The organism is Chryseobacterium sp. (assembly GCF_022712095.1).
GTDB lineage: Bacteria > Bacteroidota > Bacteroidia > Flavobacteriales > Weeksellaceae > Chryseobacterium.
In genome coordinates this window covers 1-18343 of record NZ_JALAHD010000092.1, presented here as the reverse complement: position 1 = coordinate 18343, position 18343 = coordinate 1, and the positions used below count along the sequence as shown (strand labels likewise).

Genomic DNA, 18343 nt, shown 5'->3' with positions numbered 1-18343 from the left:
AATTATGTAACTTAGTGCTGATAAAACCTTGTATATGAAAAAAAGATTACTACCTGTTTTTCTACTGTTATTGAATATTACTGCTCAGGCACAGCAGGATTTTTTTGCAATTACCGGGAAAGATTCCTCTAAAATAGCTTTTAATGATTTCAGAAGCCTTGATATGGGAAACGGGATGCAGGGGCAAAGTATATTTGGTGCTGATTCAGAGGCTAAAGTCTTTTCTCAAAACAGGAGAGGTGTTGTTACAGAAGATAAAAATACTTCTAATAATGCCCAGGCTCACATTATCGCTACATTAGGTTATAATTCCCTTGATAATACCTTGGTGTATATACCCTTATTATCATCAAATATTTATATCTTGAATCCGCAGACAAAAGAAATTGTGCTGGTGGAGAACAATGCCATCAATGTCACAGAATCTGATGTTAATTCGCAGATGACGAGAATGTCTTCTGGTTATGATGGAAATATATACGCTCTGAGTAATGCAGGAAACCAGTTTATTCAGATTACGAAAGTAAATAACCTATATATTGCTAATAATCTGGGATCTGTTAAAGATGATATCAATAATGGGATTAATTCATTTACCAATATAAAAACGGGGTTTGGTGGTGATATGGTAGGTGATACAGAAAATAATTTCTACGTTTTTTCAGCTTCGGGAAATGTTTTTAAAATCATAACCCCGGAATTAAGAGCTGTATTTGTCGGCAAAATTACCGGACTGCCCAATAACTATCCGATCAATGGTGCCGCAGTAAACTTCGATGGGAAAGTAATTATAGGAAGTGAAAAAGGAGGTGTACTCTATGAAATAAATTTAGAAACCCTTCAGGCCATGAAACTTCAGGGAAGTTTAAAGCTTCCGGTGTATGATCTGGCCAGCAAATATTATGTGAATTTTCAGGACGGACTGAATACCCTTTCTAATATTGATGTATATCCTACCAGAGTAGTGGAAGGTTTTATTACAGTGAAGGTAAATGATAGAACGGTAAAAGGAAATATAAAAGTTAATATGCTTGATAGCGTAGGCAGGAATGTTTTAAGCCAGACTTTATTTGTTAAAGACGGTTATCTGGATGAGCCTGTATATTTGAAAAATGTTAAAGCTGACAGCTATTTTTTAAATATTTCCGATGAAGCTGGCAGAATATTGTTGAATAAGAAAATACTGGTAACAGAATAATCTGTTAAATTTGTGATATAATACGACCTTTTCAAGTATTTGAGGAGGTTTTTTAATGAATATTTGATATTCAAGAAGTTTTATTTTTCGAGATTTAAATGTACTTTTATAAAAAATTGTAATGAAGTTATACTTTAATATAGGCTACATCGCAAAAGTCGGGGAGAACTTGCAGTTGCTGATCAATGAAGGAGCCACACCTCAGGTCCATACTATGTATTATACAGAAAATGGATGGTGGAAATGTGAAGTAGACTATTTTTCCAAATCAATTTCCTATCAGTATCAATTGATAGATGAAAAAGGAAATTTAGTTCGGGAAGAATTTGTCCAGCATCATCTGAATTTTCCGCATAATTATAAGGAATTTTTGATTTTTGATGAGTGGAATAATAAAAATTTCCCGGAGAATTATCTTAATAATAAAGTATTTCATAATAAACTTAATCAGTTTAGTCCCGATAAGTTTACAGTTCTAAAAAAACATACCCATCTGTTTAGAATAGAAGCACCCATTTATAATCCTGACTGGCATATCGTGCTCTTTGGAAATACAGAGTCTTTAGGTAAATGGGATTATGATAAAGCACTTCATTTAGCCCAGACCGATTTTGGAATCTGGGAAACCTCAGTTGAAATTCCGGAAGAACAGTCAGTGGAATACAAATATTGTATTTATGATAAAAAAGAAGGCAGAATTATAGATGTTGAAACCGGAGAAAACAGAACGACGATTCCGAATCTTCAAGATGATATCTTACAGATTGTTTCTAATCATTATTTTAGATTTAAAGCCTATCAGATGTACCATGCAGCAGGAGTAGCTGTCCCTGTTTTTTCATTAAGAAGTGAAGATGGCTTTGGAGTGGGAGAATTTTCCGATATAAAAAAATTGGCGGATTGGGCAAAAGTAACCAATCTGGGAATTATCCAGGTGCTTCCTATTAATGATACGACGGCTAATTATAGCTGGACAGATTCTTATCCTTACGCTGCCGTGTCTGTGTATGCATTACACCCACAATATATTTCTTTAGAAAGTTTAGATTTTCCTTTACCTGCTGAGGTTCAGGAAAAATATCAAGCGGATAAAAAAGCATTGAATGCCCTTGAACTGATAGATTATGAAAAAATGATCTCAGGAAAATGGAACTATTTAAAAGCTGTTTTTAATGCCGAAAAAGATAAAATTTATAAAGACAGGAGCTTTAAGAAATTCATAAAAGATAATGAAGATTGGCTAATTCCTTACTCTGCTTTTTGTGTTTTAAGAGATAAATATAAAACTCCAAACTTTAATGATTGGAAAACGCATAAGAAATATATAGCAGGGAAAATATCCCCTTTTTTCTCTGTAGGTAATAAAGAATATGATGACTCTATGCTTCATGCATGGGTACAGTTCCAATTACATAAACAATTAAAAGAAGCTATTGATTATGTGCATAGTCTTGGGGTTTCTGTTAAAGGGGATTTACCGATAGGGATTTACCGTTATTCTGTGGAGGCCTGGACAGAGCCTGAATTGTTTGGAATGGATTTCCAGGCAGGAGCACCACCTGATCAGTTTACGGAATTAGGACAAAACTGGGAATTTCCAACTTATAACTGGGAAGCCATGAAGGCTGAAGGATATAAATGGTGGAAGAACAGATTCAAAGCATTGGAGCAGTATTTTGATGCGATGAGAATCGATCATATTTTAGGATTCTTTAGAATATGGAGAATGCCTATTTCTGCTACTCAGGGAATTTTAGGATATTTTTATCCGGCTGTACCTATCGTTACTGATGAATTCAAAGCATGGAATATTCCTTTTAATTTTGACAGATATTGTAAACCCTTTATCAACGATGAGATTCTCTGGAACTATTTTGGTGAAGATAAGAATGAAGCTCTTCACTTTCTGAATGATCATACGGATGGGACTTACTCTTTTAAAGAAGAGTTTGATACCCAAAGAAAGTTGTCGGATTATTTTAAAGTTAATAGTAATGAAGAGCTGAAAGAAAAATTAATTTCTTTGTGTGCGAATGTCCTTTTCTTAACAGAAGAAAGAAACGGAGAAATTGTTTATCATCCCAGATTCAACGTTGCAGGGACTGATTCTTTCCGATACTTAACGGAATGGGAACAGAAAGCAATTTATGAACTGTATCATGATTACTTTTTCAGAAGGCAGGATTATCTTTGGTATGAGCAGGCTATGGAAAAGCTTCCAATGATATTAAATGCAACACAAATGCTTATTTGTGGGGAGGATTTAGGCTTGGTTCCGGCATGTGTACCTGTTGTAATGGATGAATTGGCTATTATTGCTTTAAAAGTACAGCGTATGCCTTCTGAGAATATCCCTTTCTATGATCCTAAAAATGCCAATTATATGAATGTGGTTACAGCATCTTCTCATGACAGCTCTACCTTAAGACAATGGTGGAAAGAATATCCTGCTTTAACTCAGAAATATTTTAATCAGCAGCTAGTTCAGTACGGAATGGCTCCTCAGGAACTAGATGCTCATTTGGCTGAAATCATTATGAAACAGCATCTTTATAATGATGCTATGCTTGCTATATTCCCATTACAGGAATTTTTGGCTACAGATAAGGAACTTACCAATGTTAATATGGATAATGAAAGAATTAATAATCCTGCAGTTTTTCCACATTATTGGAGATATCGAATGCATTTGAATCTGGAGGATCTTAAAGATAAAAAATCCTTTAATGAAAAAATAGCTTACTGGATAAAAGATAGTGGTAGGTTTTAATAATTTAATAATTGATTATCAGTTATTTATTGATAAATTAAAAGAAGTTTGATCAAATGATTTAACTTCTTTTTTTTATTTCCATCAAAGTAAATAGAATAGAGATATTCAACTATATGTAACCGATAAGATTATACCGATGAAAAAAATACTTTTAGGAATAGCGATGGGCTTAGCGACAATGTCGTTTGCTCAACAATATCCGGATAACAACGGATGGGGCGATGGCTCAGGGTATAGCAATGACTATTATGGAAATGATCAGTATGGAAATAATTTCCCAGATGATTACTATTATAATTACCCTCAGGATTATTATCCGAATTCATATTACCAAAGTTATTATAACGACTATAGAAACAGTATTGTTTCAATTAACTGGAATGTCTTCTTTCGCCAAAACAGATTATCCAATTGGCAGATTAATCAGATCATTCAGCTGAATGGGCTATATGCTAATTTTAGTGTTTGGAATAACTATTACAGATATAATCCGGACAGATGGTATTATGACAGATATTATGCTATGGAAAGAATTCTGGGCCCTAGATTATTTATTGTTTTCCAGAATAATTATTACAGAGGAAGCAGTCCTGTCGTTTACTTCCAAAATTACAGAAGAACGTACTACGCTCCAAGATATAGTGTAATGCCTCGTTATAGAAACGTTAATATTAATATTTATAGGGTAGACAGAAATAAATTCAGTCATAATAACAACCCGACATATAATATTGTAAGAAATAATAGACCCGGTAATAATGGTGGATTTAGAAATAATAATGATTCAGGATTCCGCAACCAGTCTAATAATGGGGTAAGAAATAATAACAACAATAATCAGGGAGGTTTCCGAGGTTCTAATAATAATTCCGGTAATAATAATGTTAGAAATAACAACAATAGCGGATTTAGAAACGGAACAGCTGATAACAGTGGTATAAGAAATAACGGAAATCAGGGAATAAGAAGAGAAGCAGCTCCTAGAACCAATAATGGTAATAGCGGATTTAGAAGTGAGAATAACAGAACTCAGCAAAGAACTGAAAACTCTGCTCCGAGAATTAAAAACTCAAGGGAGAACAACGGAAATGATAACAGAAATTCTGGGTTCAGACAGAGATTAGCAAATAATTAATATTTCATATATTATATTTTTAAGTGGTGTGAAGAGCAGATTTATCTGCTCTTTTTTTATTTTATGTTTTCAATAATAAAAATTAACATTTTTTATGAATATTCCCATTTAACTTGTTATTTATTTTGGTATCAAAAAGATGTATAACAATTATTTAAATATTTTTAAAGATGAAAAAATTAGTTTTAGCCATAGCGTTTATGGGAATGGGAAGTTTTGTAATGGCTCAGCAAACCCCATCGCAAGATAAAGACCGAGAAGCAAAAAGAGCTGAAATGCAACAGAAAAGACAACAAAAACAGCAGGAACATTTAGCGCAGATGCAGAAAGATCTTAACTTAAACCAATCTCAGGTTTCACAGATCAAAGCACTTCATGAAAAAAGAGATGCTGAAATGAAAGCCGAATTCGAACAGAATAAAGCGAAAAGACAAGCAGATATGGATAAAATGAAGCAGAAAAGAGAACAGATGGATGCTGATATGAAGAAAATATTGTCTACGGAGCAATATAACAAATGGCAGGCTGACAGAAAATCCAAAATGGAACAAAAAAAAGGAGATATGAAAGGAAAAGGAGGAAAGGGAATGAAAAAGCAAATGCAGGGAACATCTTCTGAGCAGACTAAATAATAGTTTATAATTTTGATTTTTTAATGTGAAAAAGAGCGAAACGAATTCGCTCTTTTTTATTAAATTTCATTAAAGTTTTGAGATTGGATATTTATTTCCTTAATTTTGGATATTAACTTTTTATTATGGTAAGCGAAAAAATAGCACAATTGATTAACGAACAGATTGCTAATGAACAATATGCTGCGCAATATTATCTTTCTATGTCTGCGTGGTTTTCTGCAAAGGATCTGGATGGAATTGCGAATTATTTCAGAGTACAAAGCAAAGAAGAATTAATGCATGCTGACAAAATGTTTGACTATTTAGATGATGTAGGCGGAGAAATTATTATAGGAGAAATTCCAAAACCCCCTCATGTATTTAAAGATGCAATAGAAATTTTTGAAAAAGCATTGGAACATGAAAAAATAGTAACAAAAAGTATCTTTAATATTGTGAAGAATGCAAATGATGAAGGTGATTTTGCAACAACTTCTTTCTTGCAGTGGTTTATCAATGAACAGGTAGAAGAAGAATCAAGTGCTTCTCAGTTGGTTACTAAAATCAAGATGGTCAGCGATAATCCTTCTGCATTATACCTTTTTGATCAGGAATTGGCTCAAAGAGTATTTACTGCGGATGAGGAAGCTTAAACTTTTATTAGAATTTCATATATAAAGGGGAACATGATTGTTCTCCTTATTTATTTATGACTTATGTAAGTATGTATTAGTAAATAAATATTTTATGATGTGTATTTGTGTAGTTGATTTTAGTTTGTTTTCGATTTTATGCATTAATTTTGTAAAAAATTCAGTGGTTGATTTTAAATTAAGCGTATGAAAAAACAATTTTTACTTATAATAACATTATTTTCTTGTATAGAAATTTCTGCTCAGATTTATACTCCATCAGGAGCAGTGACAGGAGCTACTACCAATCCCACCACGGGAAATATAGGAATTGGAATTTCAACACCCAAAAGGAAACTTCATATTGCGGGAGGTGATATCTGGGCTGAAGGATATGCAATGGTTAATTTCGGAGATGATGCAAGATTTTCGGTTACTAATACAGAGGTTCCCAACTTAAGCTCTTCTACATTTTCAATGGGACAATATGGAATTGCAGCAGTTCCCAGTCCTTATTCCGCAGAACTTTGGATTTCCGGAAATGATGGAATCCGAATGTTTACAAGAGGGTATGGAAAGCCGAGAATGACTATTCTGAATAATGGATATGTAGGAATAAATTCGACTACTCCTGATTCGGAATTAACAGTGAATGGTAAAATACATGCAAAAGAAGTTAAAGTGGATTTGAGCGTCCCTGCTGATTATGTGTTTGAAAAGTATTATACAGGAAAGTCCTCTTTAAATCCTCAGTATAAAATGCTGTCATTGGAAGAGGTAGAAACATTTACGAAAGACAATAATCATTTACCGGGAATACCTTCAGCAAAAACAATTCAGAAAGAAGGTTTAAATGTAGGGGAGGTTACCAATTTGTTATTACAAAAAATTGAAGAACTCACTTTATATACTATAGAGCTTAAAAAAGAAATCTCTGAGCAAAATAAAGAAATAGAAAAGTTAAAAAGTCTGAAAGACTAAGTTTTTCTATAAATTTTCAAAATATAAAATCATTCTAAAATAAATTAGGGTGATTTTTTATAAATAAATAAGCTGTGTGGTAATCACCTTTTTACCAAGACTTTCCAATACCCTTTTATAAGTTTCAATCTGAACTTCATGTTTTTCAGAAGCCTCTCCTGTTTTAAAATCTATAATAATATAATCTTCCCCATTTTTTAAGATGCGGTCGGGACGATAAACTTTACTTTCTCCATTTGTAGAGATCATAATATCCTGCTCATTGATAACTTCCCATTTCTCATCAAAGAAATCCGAATAAGTTGTAATGATACCTTTTAATATAGAGCTGATCTCTTCTTTTTCTTCCAGAGTAATCTGTCCCTCCAGAACATAGCTGCCCAAAACTTTCTGAATATCCTTTTCAGTATTGATTTTAGATAGGAGTTCGTGAACAAAAATACCGGTTCTCACTTTTTCATTTCTTACCTGATAGTTTTTGGAAGGAGTGGCAATTTTAATCGAAGTATTTTTCTCATTGATGTTTTTCAGATTCTGAATATCCCTGGTCTGAAAAGAAGAGGTTTTACTTTTGGAATGCTTTAATAATGTTTCAGGTTTTACTTCATAAAGATCAAATTCATCTTTATTCTCCGGATTTCTGGATTGAAGAAAGTCTAAAAGTTCTAGATTGTTAGAGGTTTTATTGGCTTTCTGAATAAAGAAAAATAATTGTTCAACAGGTCGGGTAGTGGCTACATATTGAAGGCATAGCCTGTCGATAAAATTTTTATATGAATTTTGCTGGTTAAATTTTCGTATTTCCTCATCATATACCTCTAGGTTTTTACTGAACTGATTGATATTAACAGATTTCAAAGCCTCATCATTATTCGTTTCAAACCAGTTGGTAAATTCATTATCACGGTTTTTGTTCATCATGGGAATGAAAACAATGGGAAATTCCAACCCTTTCGCTTTATGAATGGTCATGATCTGGATGGCATCAATATTTTCAGAGGCCTGAATAGTATATCCCGAAGCTTCTTCGTTCCAGTATTTCAGAAATTCTTTAACGCTGGCACCCGCATTTTGAGTAAAATTGAAAAGCATTTCCAAAAAATTCAACAGGAAATCGGTTTCTTTGTTTTCTACAGAAAATTCATTGATATAATATTCTACAAAATTGTATAGATTGAATTTAGGGAAGCTATCCTGTTTCAGGTGTAACTGATACCGGGATTTGATAAACTCTATAATTTCCTCATGTGCTTCTATACTTAGGATTTCATCCATTTCCCATGTGAAATCCAGCATATGGATTCGTCCCAGTCTGTTAAGATAATACATCATCATAATCAGATTCGGCTTACTTTTCGGATTGATTTCCCAATTTAAAAATTCAATGACAGCCTGCAAAGTATGAGATAGTTCTAAGGTAAGCCCTTTTTCTGAAATGGTTTTAATATTTGTTTCTTCACCCAGGTAATTGACTTTAAGGTTTCCCAATTTTTGGGAATAGCTGAAAATATCAAAATTTCCTCTACAAAGGATGGTGATATCAGAGAATGAAAAGCCATTATCCAAGCATTCCTGAATATCCCTTTGCATACTTTCGGAAGTGTCATTGTAGAAATCCTCGTTAGTAAGGTTTTCAATAAGATTAACTTTTACTCTTCCCTCAATAGATGACCTGGGATTCTGCTCGGCATCCATTCCAAAAATAGCCTTATGCTCTTCTTCTAAAGTTTCAGAATGATACCGATAGAGTTCATTATTAAACTGAACGATATTTTTTGCACTTCTCCAATTATCTTTTAAAACCAATAAATCTGCTTCTTTGGGAGAGAGTTCCTTTTTATTAATGATATCGAGCATGAGCTTGCTTTCTCCACCTCTGAATCGGTAAATACTCTGTTTAGGGTCTCCCACCAATGTAAAAGAAGTATTTTCTGTGGATACACTATGATCCCTCAGAGGAATAAAATTTTGCCACTGAAGCTCAGAAGTGTCCTGAAATTCATCGAAAAAGTAATGCTGGAACTGAGAGCCCACTTTCTCATAAATGAAGGCAGATGGTTCATTTTTGAGGTTTTCATTGATCAGGATATTGAATTTTGAGAGCAGTACAAGATCATTTTCTTCTTCGATCTTTTTGAGCTCATCCTGTATATCTTTATTTACTTTTAACGGGAGAAGGGCTGAAAGTATTTTTTCCTTTTTCTGTGTTTCGATGTACAGTACAATAAGCTGCATTCTATTTTCTAAAAGCTGATCGAGAATTTCAAAAATTTCAGGTTCTTTACTTTTAGATTTTGAAGAAGCACCTTTTCTGTAATTATTTATAACTGCTTCTTCCTGAGACGTAGGAAAAGGAAAACCCGGTCTTTTTTGCTGGTAGAAATCCAGAACTTTAGTGAAGAAACCTCCGATTCCGTTTTTTCCCTGGGCAAAATCTTCTACTTCTATGTTTCTGGATTTAAACAGCTCAATGGATTGGGTGGCTATGGCAAGCGATTGTTTTTTATTAAAAATAATTTCCTTCCGGATAGTATTTTTAATGTTTTCGTAATGATTCTCATCAAAGCCTTTATTATCCTTCAGATGTTCATAATGAATATCTTTTACAAACTCCTTTGCAGAATCATACAGGTTTTTATTAAGATTAATTCTCTCATTATTTTCCAGATTATAATCTACATAATCCATAAAAGAATGAGAAATAGCTTCATTTTCTCCGATTTGGTCCAGCATTTTATCAACAGCTTCAATCAGGAAAGGTTCCGCTTCGATTTCGAGGTTGAAATTTTTGGCTAACCCTAATTCATAAGAAAAACTTCTTACCAATCTGGAATTGAAACGGTCGATAGTTCCAATATTGAGTGTGGAATAGTTATGAAGAATGTAATCCAGTAATTTTTTAGACCGGAAGTGTAATTCATCCAGTGTTATTTTTATGCCTTCCTCCCCAAATGCTTTTTGGATGTTTTTAAGGTCGGTGTTCTCAGCATAATTATCAGAAGAAAAATTCCCCAGCCAGGTCAATATCCTTTCCTTCATTTCATTGGCTGCTTTATTGGTAAAAGTCAGAGCCAGTATATTCCTTATGGTTTGTTGCTGGTTAGGATAGCGAAGGCAGATCATTAAAAGTCTCTGTACCAGTGCGTAGGTCTTTCCTGACCCCGCAGAAGCATTAATGACTGTATAAGAATTTTGCATTGTATCCGAGAAATTTAAATGGCAAGTTAATTAAAATTTAAGTGAAAAGTCGACAAATTGGAATAGTGAAAATCTAAAATAAATGCTAAAACGCGTTAAGTGTGGTTAAACTTGTGAATTAATTTAAAAATATTTTTAGTTTTGTCTTAAAATTATAGCCTGTGAAACTTAAACTATTCTTTTTAATTTGCTCCCTCTTTTTTGTCGACACCTATGCTCAAGAATATATTTTCGGAAAAGTGACTTCTGAAGAAAATACAGAGATCGCAGGAGTTACCGTAATCAATATCAGAACAGATGAACGGGTTTCCACAAACCGTGATGGGCACTTTATGGTCTCAGGAAGGGTAGGTGATGAACTTCGTTTTATTAAACTAGGCTATGAACGTACCAGTAAAAAGATTACAAAAGAGAATATAGCGGGATCAGTTAATGTAATATTAGTGAGAGCAGCTCAAGATATTGCAGAAGTTCAGATAAAGAAAGGGCTTACAGGTGATTTGAAAATAGATGCCAAGAGTGTCGATAAATCTGATAAAGTAAAAAAGCTCTTGAGTGATATGGATCAATATATGGCTAAAAAGTCAGATCCCAGAATTCTGGCACCACGAGGCGGAGAGTTTGTACAGCCTGTTACCAAAGGAATATTTACGCTTGGTAAAGTCAAGAATAAATGGGATGATGTAGACTTTATGAACTATCTTATAGCCCATCTTGGAGAAAAATATTTTACTGATTTACAAATAGATAAGCCTTTGATTCAGAATTTTATATACTATGTTTTTGCAGGTGGATTTGAAAGAAAAAATATATTGAAATACGGGTATTGCAGCGATGCAGATCTGATAAGGTTTCAAAGGGCGGTTTTAACGAGGATAGCGTCCTATAGAGCACCTCAAACTCAAAAATAATTATATGGACATATTGAGAAAAGTGCTCTCTATAATGCCATATTTTATATTTTCTTATATGTTTTCCCAGATAAAAGTTACGGGTGAAGTTACGGATGATAATAAAATCAGTCTTGGAGTGGTTACTATTGTTAATATGTCTACCAATGAGAAGGTAACGACTAATAGTTCCGGACAGTTTTCCATTGAAGCCTCTTTCAATGATGAATTACGGTTTGTAAAAGCCGGATACGAAAGAGTTTCCCGAAGAGTTCCCGGAAATGGACTTAATTCTATGCTGTTTATTACACTAGTGAAGATTCCTGAAGATATTGAGGAAGTTAAATTACATCAGAAGCTTAGCGGTGATTTAAGTAAAGACTCCAAACTTGTCGCCAAAGTAAATAAAGGGGAAATTATACAGCAGGCAGTGGGACTTCCTCAGCCTGTAGGCAAGATGCGTGAAAAACCTGCGGAGGTAAAGCAGGTGCTCTTACCTATTCTCGTAGGGCACCTGGATGTTCAAGGGGCTTATGATCTGATAAGCGGTAAGGCCAGAAGACAAAAACGAAAATATAAATACGATGATCTTCAGTCTGATATCATGTGGATTAAAAGTCGGGTAGAAGAATTCTATTTTACAGAAAATGGAATTCCTAAAGAAAGAATATCTGAATTTCTGGAATTTTCCTTTACGACAAAACCTCACGTGCGGACGTATGTAAAAGCGAAAAACTTATCCGGAGTACTCCTAAGCCTGGAAGATACAATACCTCCTTATGTAGAAAGGTTAAAGTCTAAAGGAGGCCACAGTTCGGAATAGAAATTGATGGATTGATTCCACCAAATTAATTCACAAAACATGAGTAAAACTATTATTGCAATAACCATTGCTGCCCTGGGGTTTATCATAGGGCTGGCATTTTTAGGAAATGCTATTAAAAACAGGAATAAATTTGAAAATACAATTTCAGTAACAGGCTTGGGAACTAAGCAGTTTACCTCTGACCTTATTACATGGTCAGGGAGTTTTTCCAAAAATAATATCGATCTGAAGTCAGCATACGATGAGCTGGCATTGGATAGGAAGATTATTAATGATTATCTTATTTCAAAAGGAATAAAACAAAATGAGATTGTCTTTTCGGCAGTGGATATCCAGAAACAGTTCAGAAGTTATAATGATAGTAACGGGAACTATGTTCAGGGAGAATTTTCAGGTTATAACCTTACCCAAAAGGTCTCCATAGAAAGTAAAGAAGTTGCAAAGATTGAGAACCTTTCCAGAAATATTACAGAGATTATTAACCGTGGAGTAGAGTTTACTTCCTCATCCCCTCAATATTTTTATACAAAGTTAGCCAGTGTAAAACAGGAAATGATTGCCAATGCAACTAAAGATGCCAAAGAAAGAGCTGAAAAAATTGCAGAAAACTCAGGAAGCCATTTAGGAAACCTGAAAAAAGCAAGTATGGGAGTAATACAGATTACGGCACCTAATTCCAATGAAGATTATTCCTATGGAGGGACCTTTAATACTTCATCTAAAGAGAAAGAGGCAAGTATTACCATCAAGCTGGAATACGAAGTCGATTAGAAATATAATACGAATATCTGTGTAATCAGTAAAGTAAAAAAGCCGGATTTATTTCCCGGCTTTTTATATTCTAATGATAAACAATATCATAAATCTCATCCTTTACCTCTGTGAGGTTATCAGGTGTGTAGTTTGCCAATAGCCAGAGATCGAGTGGCTTTTTCCCTTCTCCATAGCTTGGCTGCACATACATTTCATCAATGAGCTTAAAACCATTTTTCTGATAAAATGAATAGCGTCTTTTTGCATCTTCTCCCAAATGTTCCGGCTCTATTTCTAAAATAATACGAGGATAATTTCTGAATAAATAACCTGTAATATGAGAACCCAGTTTCTGGCTTCGGAATGCTTCAAAAACCTCAAAATGTTCTACGAAGATATAATTACTCAGTTCCCATAAAATGAGATATCCGATAGATTGGGATCCATTTAAAACTGAAATTACTTTTACATAGGGATTAGAAAATAATTCAATAAATTGCTCATCATCTCTCCTTTCACTTTCCGGGAAAGTGGTGGAATAAGAATCGTAAATATTCTGTACCAGATAATGATCTGATGAGGTAATAGGTAAAAACTCCATAATTATAAATCAAAAACACTAGGCCTTCTTGTAATAAAAATATCTTTAATCCATAATGTAAACGCCAATCCCAGATAGATCAGGAAGAAAAATCCAGCGGTAGCAAAAGTGGAATAAATGAAAAAGATTCTTAGTCTCGATACAGGAATTCCCAGTTTAGCTCCCATTCTTGTTAAGACACCAAACCATTCCCTTTCCATTTTATGGCGAATATTGTCAAACATTTTATTTCTCTTTTAAAAGTCTAAAACCAATATCGCAATTTAAGCAATTTTTTTGTTCACAATAGTTTTTATTATGATAAATAAGGCTTTGGCTTTCTAACGCGTTCTGAGGAATCATTCCCAGTTTTTTCCATTGATTGATGACAGTATTTTTTTCCGGAGGCAGTTCACGGTAAACTTGTAAAATAGCATCCATAACATCTTCATTATGGTATTGATGATAAACATATTTTACAGGAAGAATAGTATTTAATAAGAGCAGTTCAATAAATTCTCTGCTTATGGTTTTAGTCTGATCAACTTCAGATATTTTCCCAAAAGTAAAACGGGTATTCCAATATTCTGAAGCATGGATATCTTTAAAAATATTCATCAGTTCGGTGAAGTCATTGGCCAGAACCAGTTTTGAAAATAAATTTTGGTGGGAGGAATAAAGATGGGCGAGCTGAGATAGACGGATGGTAGGGAAGTTGGGAGGGCGTAACCTTAAAAATTTAGGATGAAACTGCAGATCGGGAAGATTAAACTTTATTTTAATAAACTCAAATTCTTTTTTCCATAATTGTGTTTGTTCATCTACCGGGTTTTCCAGCCAACCCGAGAGACCGAATAATAAAGCTTCCAGTTGCATATGATTCTGACGGATTTTATTAATCACTTTAAAATCTATACTTTCTGCAATAAGTCTGAATAGAGAAGCATTCACTTTTAAACCAAAAGAATAGGCAAGATTATGGAAAAGGACTGCTTCAAAATCATTTTTATACTGCTGTAAGCTATTTTCCAATTGGGTGGTTTTCTCATTAAGCTTTTTCAGGAGATTCTTTTCATGGAAGTTAGAAGGAACCTTATCAATAGTGAAAATTTTTTCACAGCTGATGAATTGATGCTCTTCTGTCCAATACTTATAGCTTTCCAATTTGTTTTCATCAATATGATTTTTGAGCTCCAGTGTTGGAATTTGGCTAAGATTGAATTCCGGAATTTCTACATCATGATGATAAACAACATGAAGGATGATGTTTTGATAATTAGGGTCTTGGGAATGATTGTGGAAGATCCAGTCGGAAGATTTTAAGTGTAATTCAATATTACCTGCTAAAATAATTCCTTTTATCCTGATTTTAGCCGTTAGAAAATCAGGTCCTGCATTGGTATTCCATTGCCCGGAATCTAAGATTTCAACCGGATTTCCTTCAATATCCTTGAAGTCAAAATTTTTGAAAACTTTAAAGTTCCAAAGATATTGAAGTAATTTTTCTGTCATAGGTGTTTAAGGCAAATATAATAGAATATATTATACCTTAGACACTTCTTTTTTAAAATTTTCAATAGTGGTCTTATACATTTCTTCGTAGACCGGAAGAACATTTTTAAGATCGAATTTAACGGCCTGCTCTTTGGCATTTTGCTTCATTCGGACTAAAAGATCATCGTTGCTTAATAATTTGATAGTATAATTACTCATAGCCTCTACATTTCCGATTTCGGCCAAATATCCGGTTTCCCCCTGAATATTCACCTCGGGAATTCCTCCGGCATTGGAGCTGATAACGGGTGTGTAAGCGGCCATTGCTTCTAAAGCTGCTAATCCGAAACTTTCCTGCTCAGAAGGAAGAAGGAAAACATCAGATAATTGTAATATTTTATATAAATCATTAACCTTTCCTAGTAAGCGTATCTTGGAAATCAGTTCAGGATTCTCTTCTAAGAACTGATTGATTTTCTCCATATCAGGTCCTTCTCCGATGATAATCAGTTTGGATTTTACCTTTTTCTGAACATTTTTAAATATCTGAAGTACTTCATCCACACGCTTAACCGGTCTGAGGTTGGATACGTGAATTAATATTTTTTCATCAGGATCCGCAAATTGGGTTCTTTGACATTCTGTACAGTCATCGAATTCTGAATTATCTATAAAATTGGTAATTACCTGAATATCCTTTTTTATTTTGAAAAACTGGAGTGTATCCCTTTTTAAGCTTTCCGAAACAGAAGTAATGGTGTCAGACTGATTAATGGAGAATTCAACAGCGTGTTTATAACTTGGATGTTGACCAACCAATGTGATATCTGTTCCGTGGAGAGTGGTTACCAGGGGAACGTCATTATTGTCTTCTTTAAGCATTTGTTTTGCTGTAAATGCAGCATATGCATAAGGGATGGCATAATGTGCGTGAAGAAGATCAAGCTTATATAAATTAACCACACGGTAGATCATCGAGCTTAGTGCAATATCATAAGGCTGATACTGAAAAAGCGGATAGGTCTGGACATTTACCCGGTGAAAGAAAATATTAGGGTTGGTAATATCTAATCTTGCAGGAAGAGCATTGCTTATAAAATGTACTTCATAGCCTTTATTGGCCAAGGACATTCCAAGCTCTGTTGCTACTATTCCGCTTCCTCCATAGGTAGGATAGCAAAGGATACCTATTTTCATTATAGTATTTTCTATTTTGATGTTGTTGTAAATATAACCGGATTAGAAGATGAATCAGTTGCTTCAAGATCCATTCCCATTCCGGCCTTTAAATTATCATTAACCAAAACCGGAAGCCTTCCCCAGATTTTAGTTTTTCCCTGAAGTGCATCAGCAGTTGCATTCATCGAATCGTCGTTGTTCTCATAAGAGATCAGCACCGTAGAGATATTGGAGATATTGATGTCTTTTAATGCATAAGCACTTCCGAAAACATTTAAGATGATATTTTGATTTTTGCTCAGATTAGCTAATACTTTTTTGGAAGCATCTGAGATTTTATAAGGTTTATATGCTGTTGAATTATCTTTATGAAATCCTACAATTACTGTAGAGTTGGCAGGAATCGTATTAATCTCATCTGCTTTTTTTAGGATCACCTTTGAACCTAGCCGATCGGCAAAAGTTTGAAAGGGAGCTTCTTCCAGAGGAACATAATAAATGGTTTCATCTTTCCTAAGGGGAAGCAGTTTTTTATCGTCTTTTAATAATGTTAAAGCATTTGAATAAAGATTCTGAACCAATGCTTTATGAGAATCATTATTAAGGTCATTATTGATATTTTGAGGATTTCGTGGAGTGTAAGAATCAAGTCCCAGAAAATATTTTGTCAATAAAATTTTCTTTACGCTTTCCTCTACTCTGGATTGAGGAATTTTCCCATTTTCTATAGCATTTTGAATGAGCCTTTTTCCTTCTGCCACTCCCTGAGAAAATAACATGATGTCATTTCCGGCTTCAAAGGCCATGGCATCAAGTTCACCGGGCTTGTATTTGTTAGCAACAGCTCCCATATTTAAAGCATCTGTTATGATAAGACCTTTATATCCCAGGTTTTCTTTTAATAATCCGGTGATAATGTTTTTTGAAACCGAAGCAGGAATCCCTTTTCCTGATTCGAGGTTTGGAACATAAAGGTGGGCTACCATTACTCCTCCTATTCCTTTATTCATTAATGCTTTGAACGGTGCCAGCTCCACAGCATTCAATCGGTCTATCTTATGTGATACAACCGGTAAATCTAAATGAGAATCCGTATTGGTATCTCCATGTCCGGGAAAGTGCTTGATGGCAGCCAGTATATTATTATCCTGCAATCCGTTGGAATAAGCTAATGCAGAACTAATAACATTGGGAACTTCAGAACCGAAACTTCTATTACCGATAATAGGATTATTGGGATTGGTATTGACATCTACCACCGGGGCAAAATCCCAGTTGATCCCCATTCTTTTACAATCTTCTGCTATTTTGGCAGACATTTGATGAATAAGGCTTTTGTCCTGGATGGCTCCCAAAGTAATAGCCCATGGAAATTTATGTGCTGTAGCAATTCGTTGATACAATCCCCATTCAGCGTCCATCCCTATTATTAATGGCACTTTTGATTTTTGCTGGAATTCGTTAACCAGATTAATTTCTCTGGCAGCATCATCCTGCATAAGAATCAAACCTCCGATTTTATCTTTTAAAACAATATTTCTTACCTCATTAATGTAGCCTTCGCCTTTATTAGTATATAATGCAATAATGAACAATTGTCCCAGCTTCTCATCTTGTGAAAGAGAATTGTAGGTTTTGTTAACCCACTCATGAGCTTTATTAAGATCAGATGGACTCATACTCTTAGGCTGATACTGTGCAGAGAATTTTGTGCTGATTAATGAAAATATGAAGAGGGAGGTATAAATTATTTTGCTCATAATTTTGAATATGAACAAAAATACGATTAAAAAAATCATGATAAAAAATGTTTTTTGATTTTTTGGTATATGTTTTGAATATGCTTATTGAATAACAACTAAACTTTTGTGAAAATGAAAAAACTACTTCCCTTTTTTCTTATGGCTTTCGTAAGCTTTTTTATTTATAGCTGTGATAGTAATGATGATGTGATTGTGCAGCAAGGCTCAGATACTTATCCTGTAGCATATGATATCAATAATGCTGTTTTTACCAAAAATACTGATTACGAATATGTATATAATAAAGAATTCAAAAGTGCCTTAGTGGAGTCAGATATGGTTCTTATT

The 18343-nt window shown here is 34.1% G+C and carries 15 protein-coding genes and 1 pseudogene; 10 read left to right on the top strand and 6 right to left on the bottom strand.

Going from position 1 to position 18343, the window contains the following annotated elements:
- Positions 1-34 precede the first annotated feature (34 nt).
- From Q0A18_RS04520 to Q0A18_RS04495, 6 genes are all read left to right on the top strand, one after another.
- A complete protein-coding gene (locus tag Q0A18_RS04520) occupies positions 35-1198 on the top strand; it encodes a T9SS C-terminal target domain-containing protein (RefSeq protein ID WP_292008981.1) in 1164 nt (387 codons plus the stop codon).
- A 121-nt stretch (positions 1199-1319) separates the two neighbouring features.
- On the top strand, positions 1320-3968 hold the full coding sequence (locus tag Q0A18_RS04515; RefSeq protein WP_292008980.1) for a 4-alpha-glucanotransferase: 2649 nt from the start codon (positions 1320-1322) through the stop codon (positions 3966-3968).
- A gap of 139 nt (positions 3969-4107) precedes the next feature.
- Positions 4108-5106 carry a hypothetical protein gene (locus Q0A18_RS04510; RefSeq protein ID WP_292008979.1) on the top strand — a complete coding sequence of 333 codons (999 nt, stop codon included), beginning with the start codon at positions 4108-4110 and terminating at the stop codon, positions 5104-5106.
- A gap of 170 nt (positions 5107-5276) precedes the next feature.
- Complete coding sequence (locus tag Q0A18_RS04505) at positions 5277-5738, top strand: hypothetical protein (protein ID WP_292008978.1); 462 nt, start codon at positions 5277-5279, stop codon at positions 5736-5738.
- A 125-nt stretch (positions 5739-5863) separates the two neighbouring features.
- Positions 5864-6373 carry a ferritin gene (locus Q0A18_RS04500; protein WP_292008977.1) on the top strand — a complete coding sequence of 170 codons (510 nt, stop codon included), beginning with the start codon at positions 5864-5866 and terminating at the stop codon, positions 6371-6373.
- Between the two features lie 186 nt (positions 6374-6559).
- Positions 6560-7333, top strand: a complete 774-nt coding sequence (locus tag Q0A18_RS04495; protein WP_292008976.1) for a hypothetical protein — start codon at positions 6560-6562, stop codon at positions 7331-7333.
- Between the two features lie 57 nt (positions 7334-7390).
- Here the strand turns inward: Q0A18_RS04495 and Q0A18_RS04490 are convergent, their stop codons facing one another.
- Positions 7391-10531 carry a UvrD-helicase domain-containing protein gene (locus tag Q0A18_RS04490; RefSeq protein WP_292008975.1) on the bottom strand — a complete coding sequence of 1047 codons (3141 nt, stop codon included), beginning with the start codon at positions 10529-10531 and terminating at the stop codon, positions 7391-7393.
- Between the two features lie 161 nt (positions 10532-10692).
- On the opposite strand from Q0A18_RS04490, the gene Q0A18_RS04485 reads away from it, so the two are divergent.
- From Q0A18_RS04485 to Q0A18_RS04475, 3 genes are read left to right on the top strand one after another with little or no spacing between them, the layout of a single operon-like run.
- Positions 10693-11442, top strand: coding sequence for a carboxypeptidase-like regulatory domain-containing protein (locus tag Q0A18_RS04485; RefSeq protein WP_292008974.1), 750 nt, complete (start codon positions 10693-10695; stop codon positions 11440-11442).
- Between the two features lie 58 nt (positions 11443-11500).
- On the top strand, positions 11501-12244 hold the full coding sequence (locus Q0A18_RS04480) for a carboxypeptidase regulatory-like domain-containing protein (RefSeq protein ID WP_292008973.1): 744 nt from the start codon (positions 11501-11503) through the stop codon (positions 12242-12244).
- A 39-nt stretch (positions 12245-12283) separates the two neighbouring features.
- Complete coding sequence (locus tag Q0A18_RS04475) at positions 12284-13018, top strand: SIMPL domain-containing protein (RefSeq protein WP_292008972.1); 735 nt, start codon at positions 12284-12286, stop codon at positions 13016-13018.
- A gap of 70 nt (positions 13019-13088) precedes the next feature.
- Here Q0A18_RS04475 and Q0A18_RS04470 read toward each other — a convergent pair whose 3' ends face one another.
- From Q0A18_RS04470 to Q0A18_RS04450, 5 genes are read right to left on the bottom strand one after another with little or no spacing between them, the layout of a single operon-like run.
- Positions 13089-13601: an N-acetyltransferase gene (locus Q0A18_RS04470; protein WP_292008971.1), complete on the bottom strand. Its 513-nt coding sequence runs from the start codon at positions 13599-13601 to the stop codon at positions 13089-13091.
- A gap of 2 nt (positions 13602-13603) precedes the next feature.
- Positions 13604-13825, bottom strand: a complete 222-nt coding sequence (locus Q0A18_RS04465) for a PspC family transcriptional regulator (protein WP_101240658.1) — start codon at positions 13823-13825, stop codon at positions 13604-13606.
- A 1-nt stretch (position 13826) separates the two neighbouring features.
- The gene (locus Q0A18_RS04460) at positions 13827-15092 is read right to left on the bottom strand and encodes a DUF2851 family protein (protein ID WP_292008970.1); all 1266 of its coding nucleotides are present in this window, start codon (positions 15090-15092) and stop codon (positions 13827-13829) included.
- 30 nt (positions 15093-15122) lie between these two features.
- Positions 15123-16271, bottom strand: coding sequence for an N-acetyl-alpha-D-glucosaminyl L-malate synthase BshA (gene bshA, locus Q0A18_RS04455; protein WP_292008969.1), 1149 nt, complete (start codon positions 16269-16271; stop codon positions 15123-15125).
- Between the two features lie 11 nt (positions 16272-16282).
- Positions 16283-18013, bottom strand: coding sequence for a glycoside hydrolase family 3 protein (locus Q0A18_RS04450; RefSeq protein ID WP_292008968.1), 1731 nt, complete (start codon positions 18011-18013; stop codon positions 16283-16285).
- Between the two features lie 114 nt (positions 18014-18127).
- Between Q0A18_RS04450 and Q0A18_RS04445 the strand changes: the two are divergent.
- A pseudogene (locus Q0A18_RS04445) lies at positions 18128-18343 on the top strand (hypothetical protein); the annotation flags it as partial.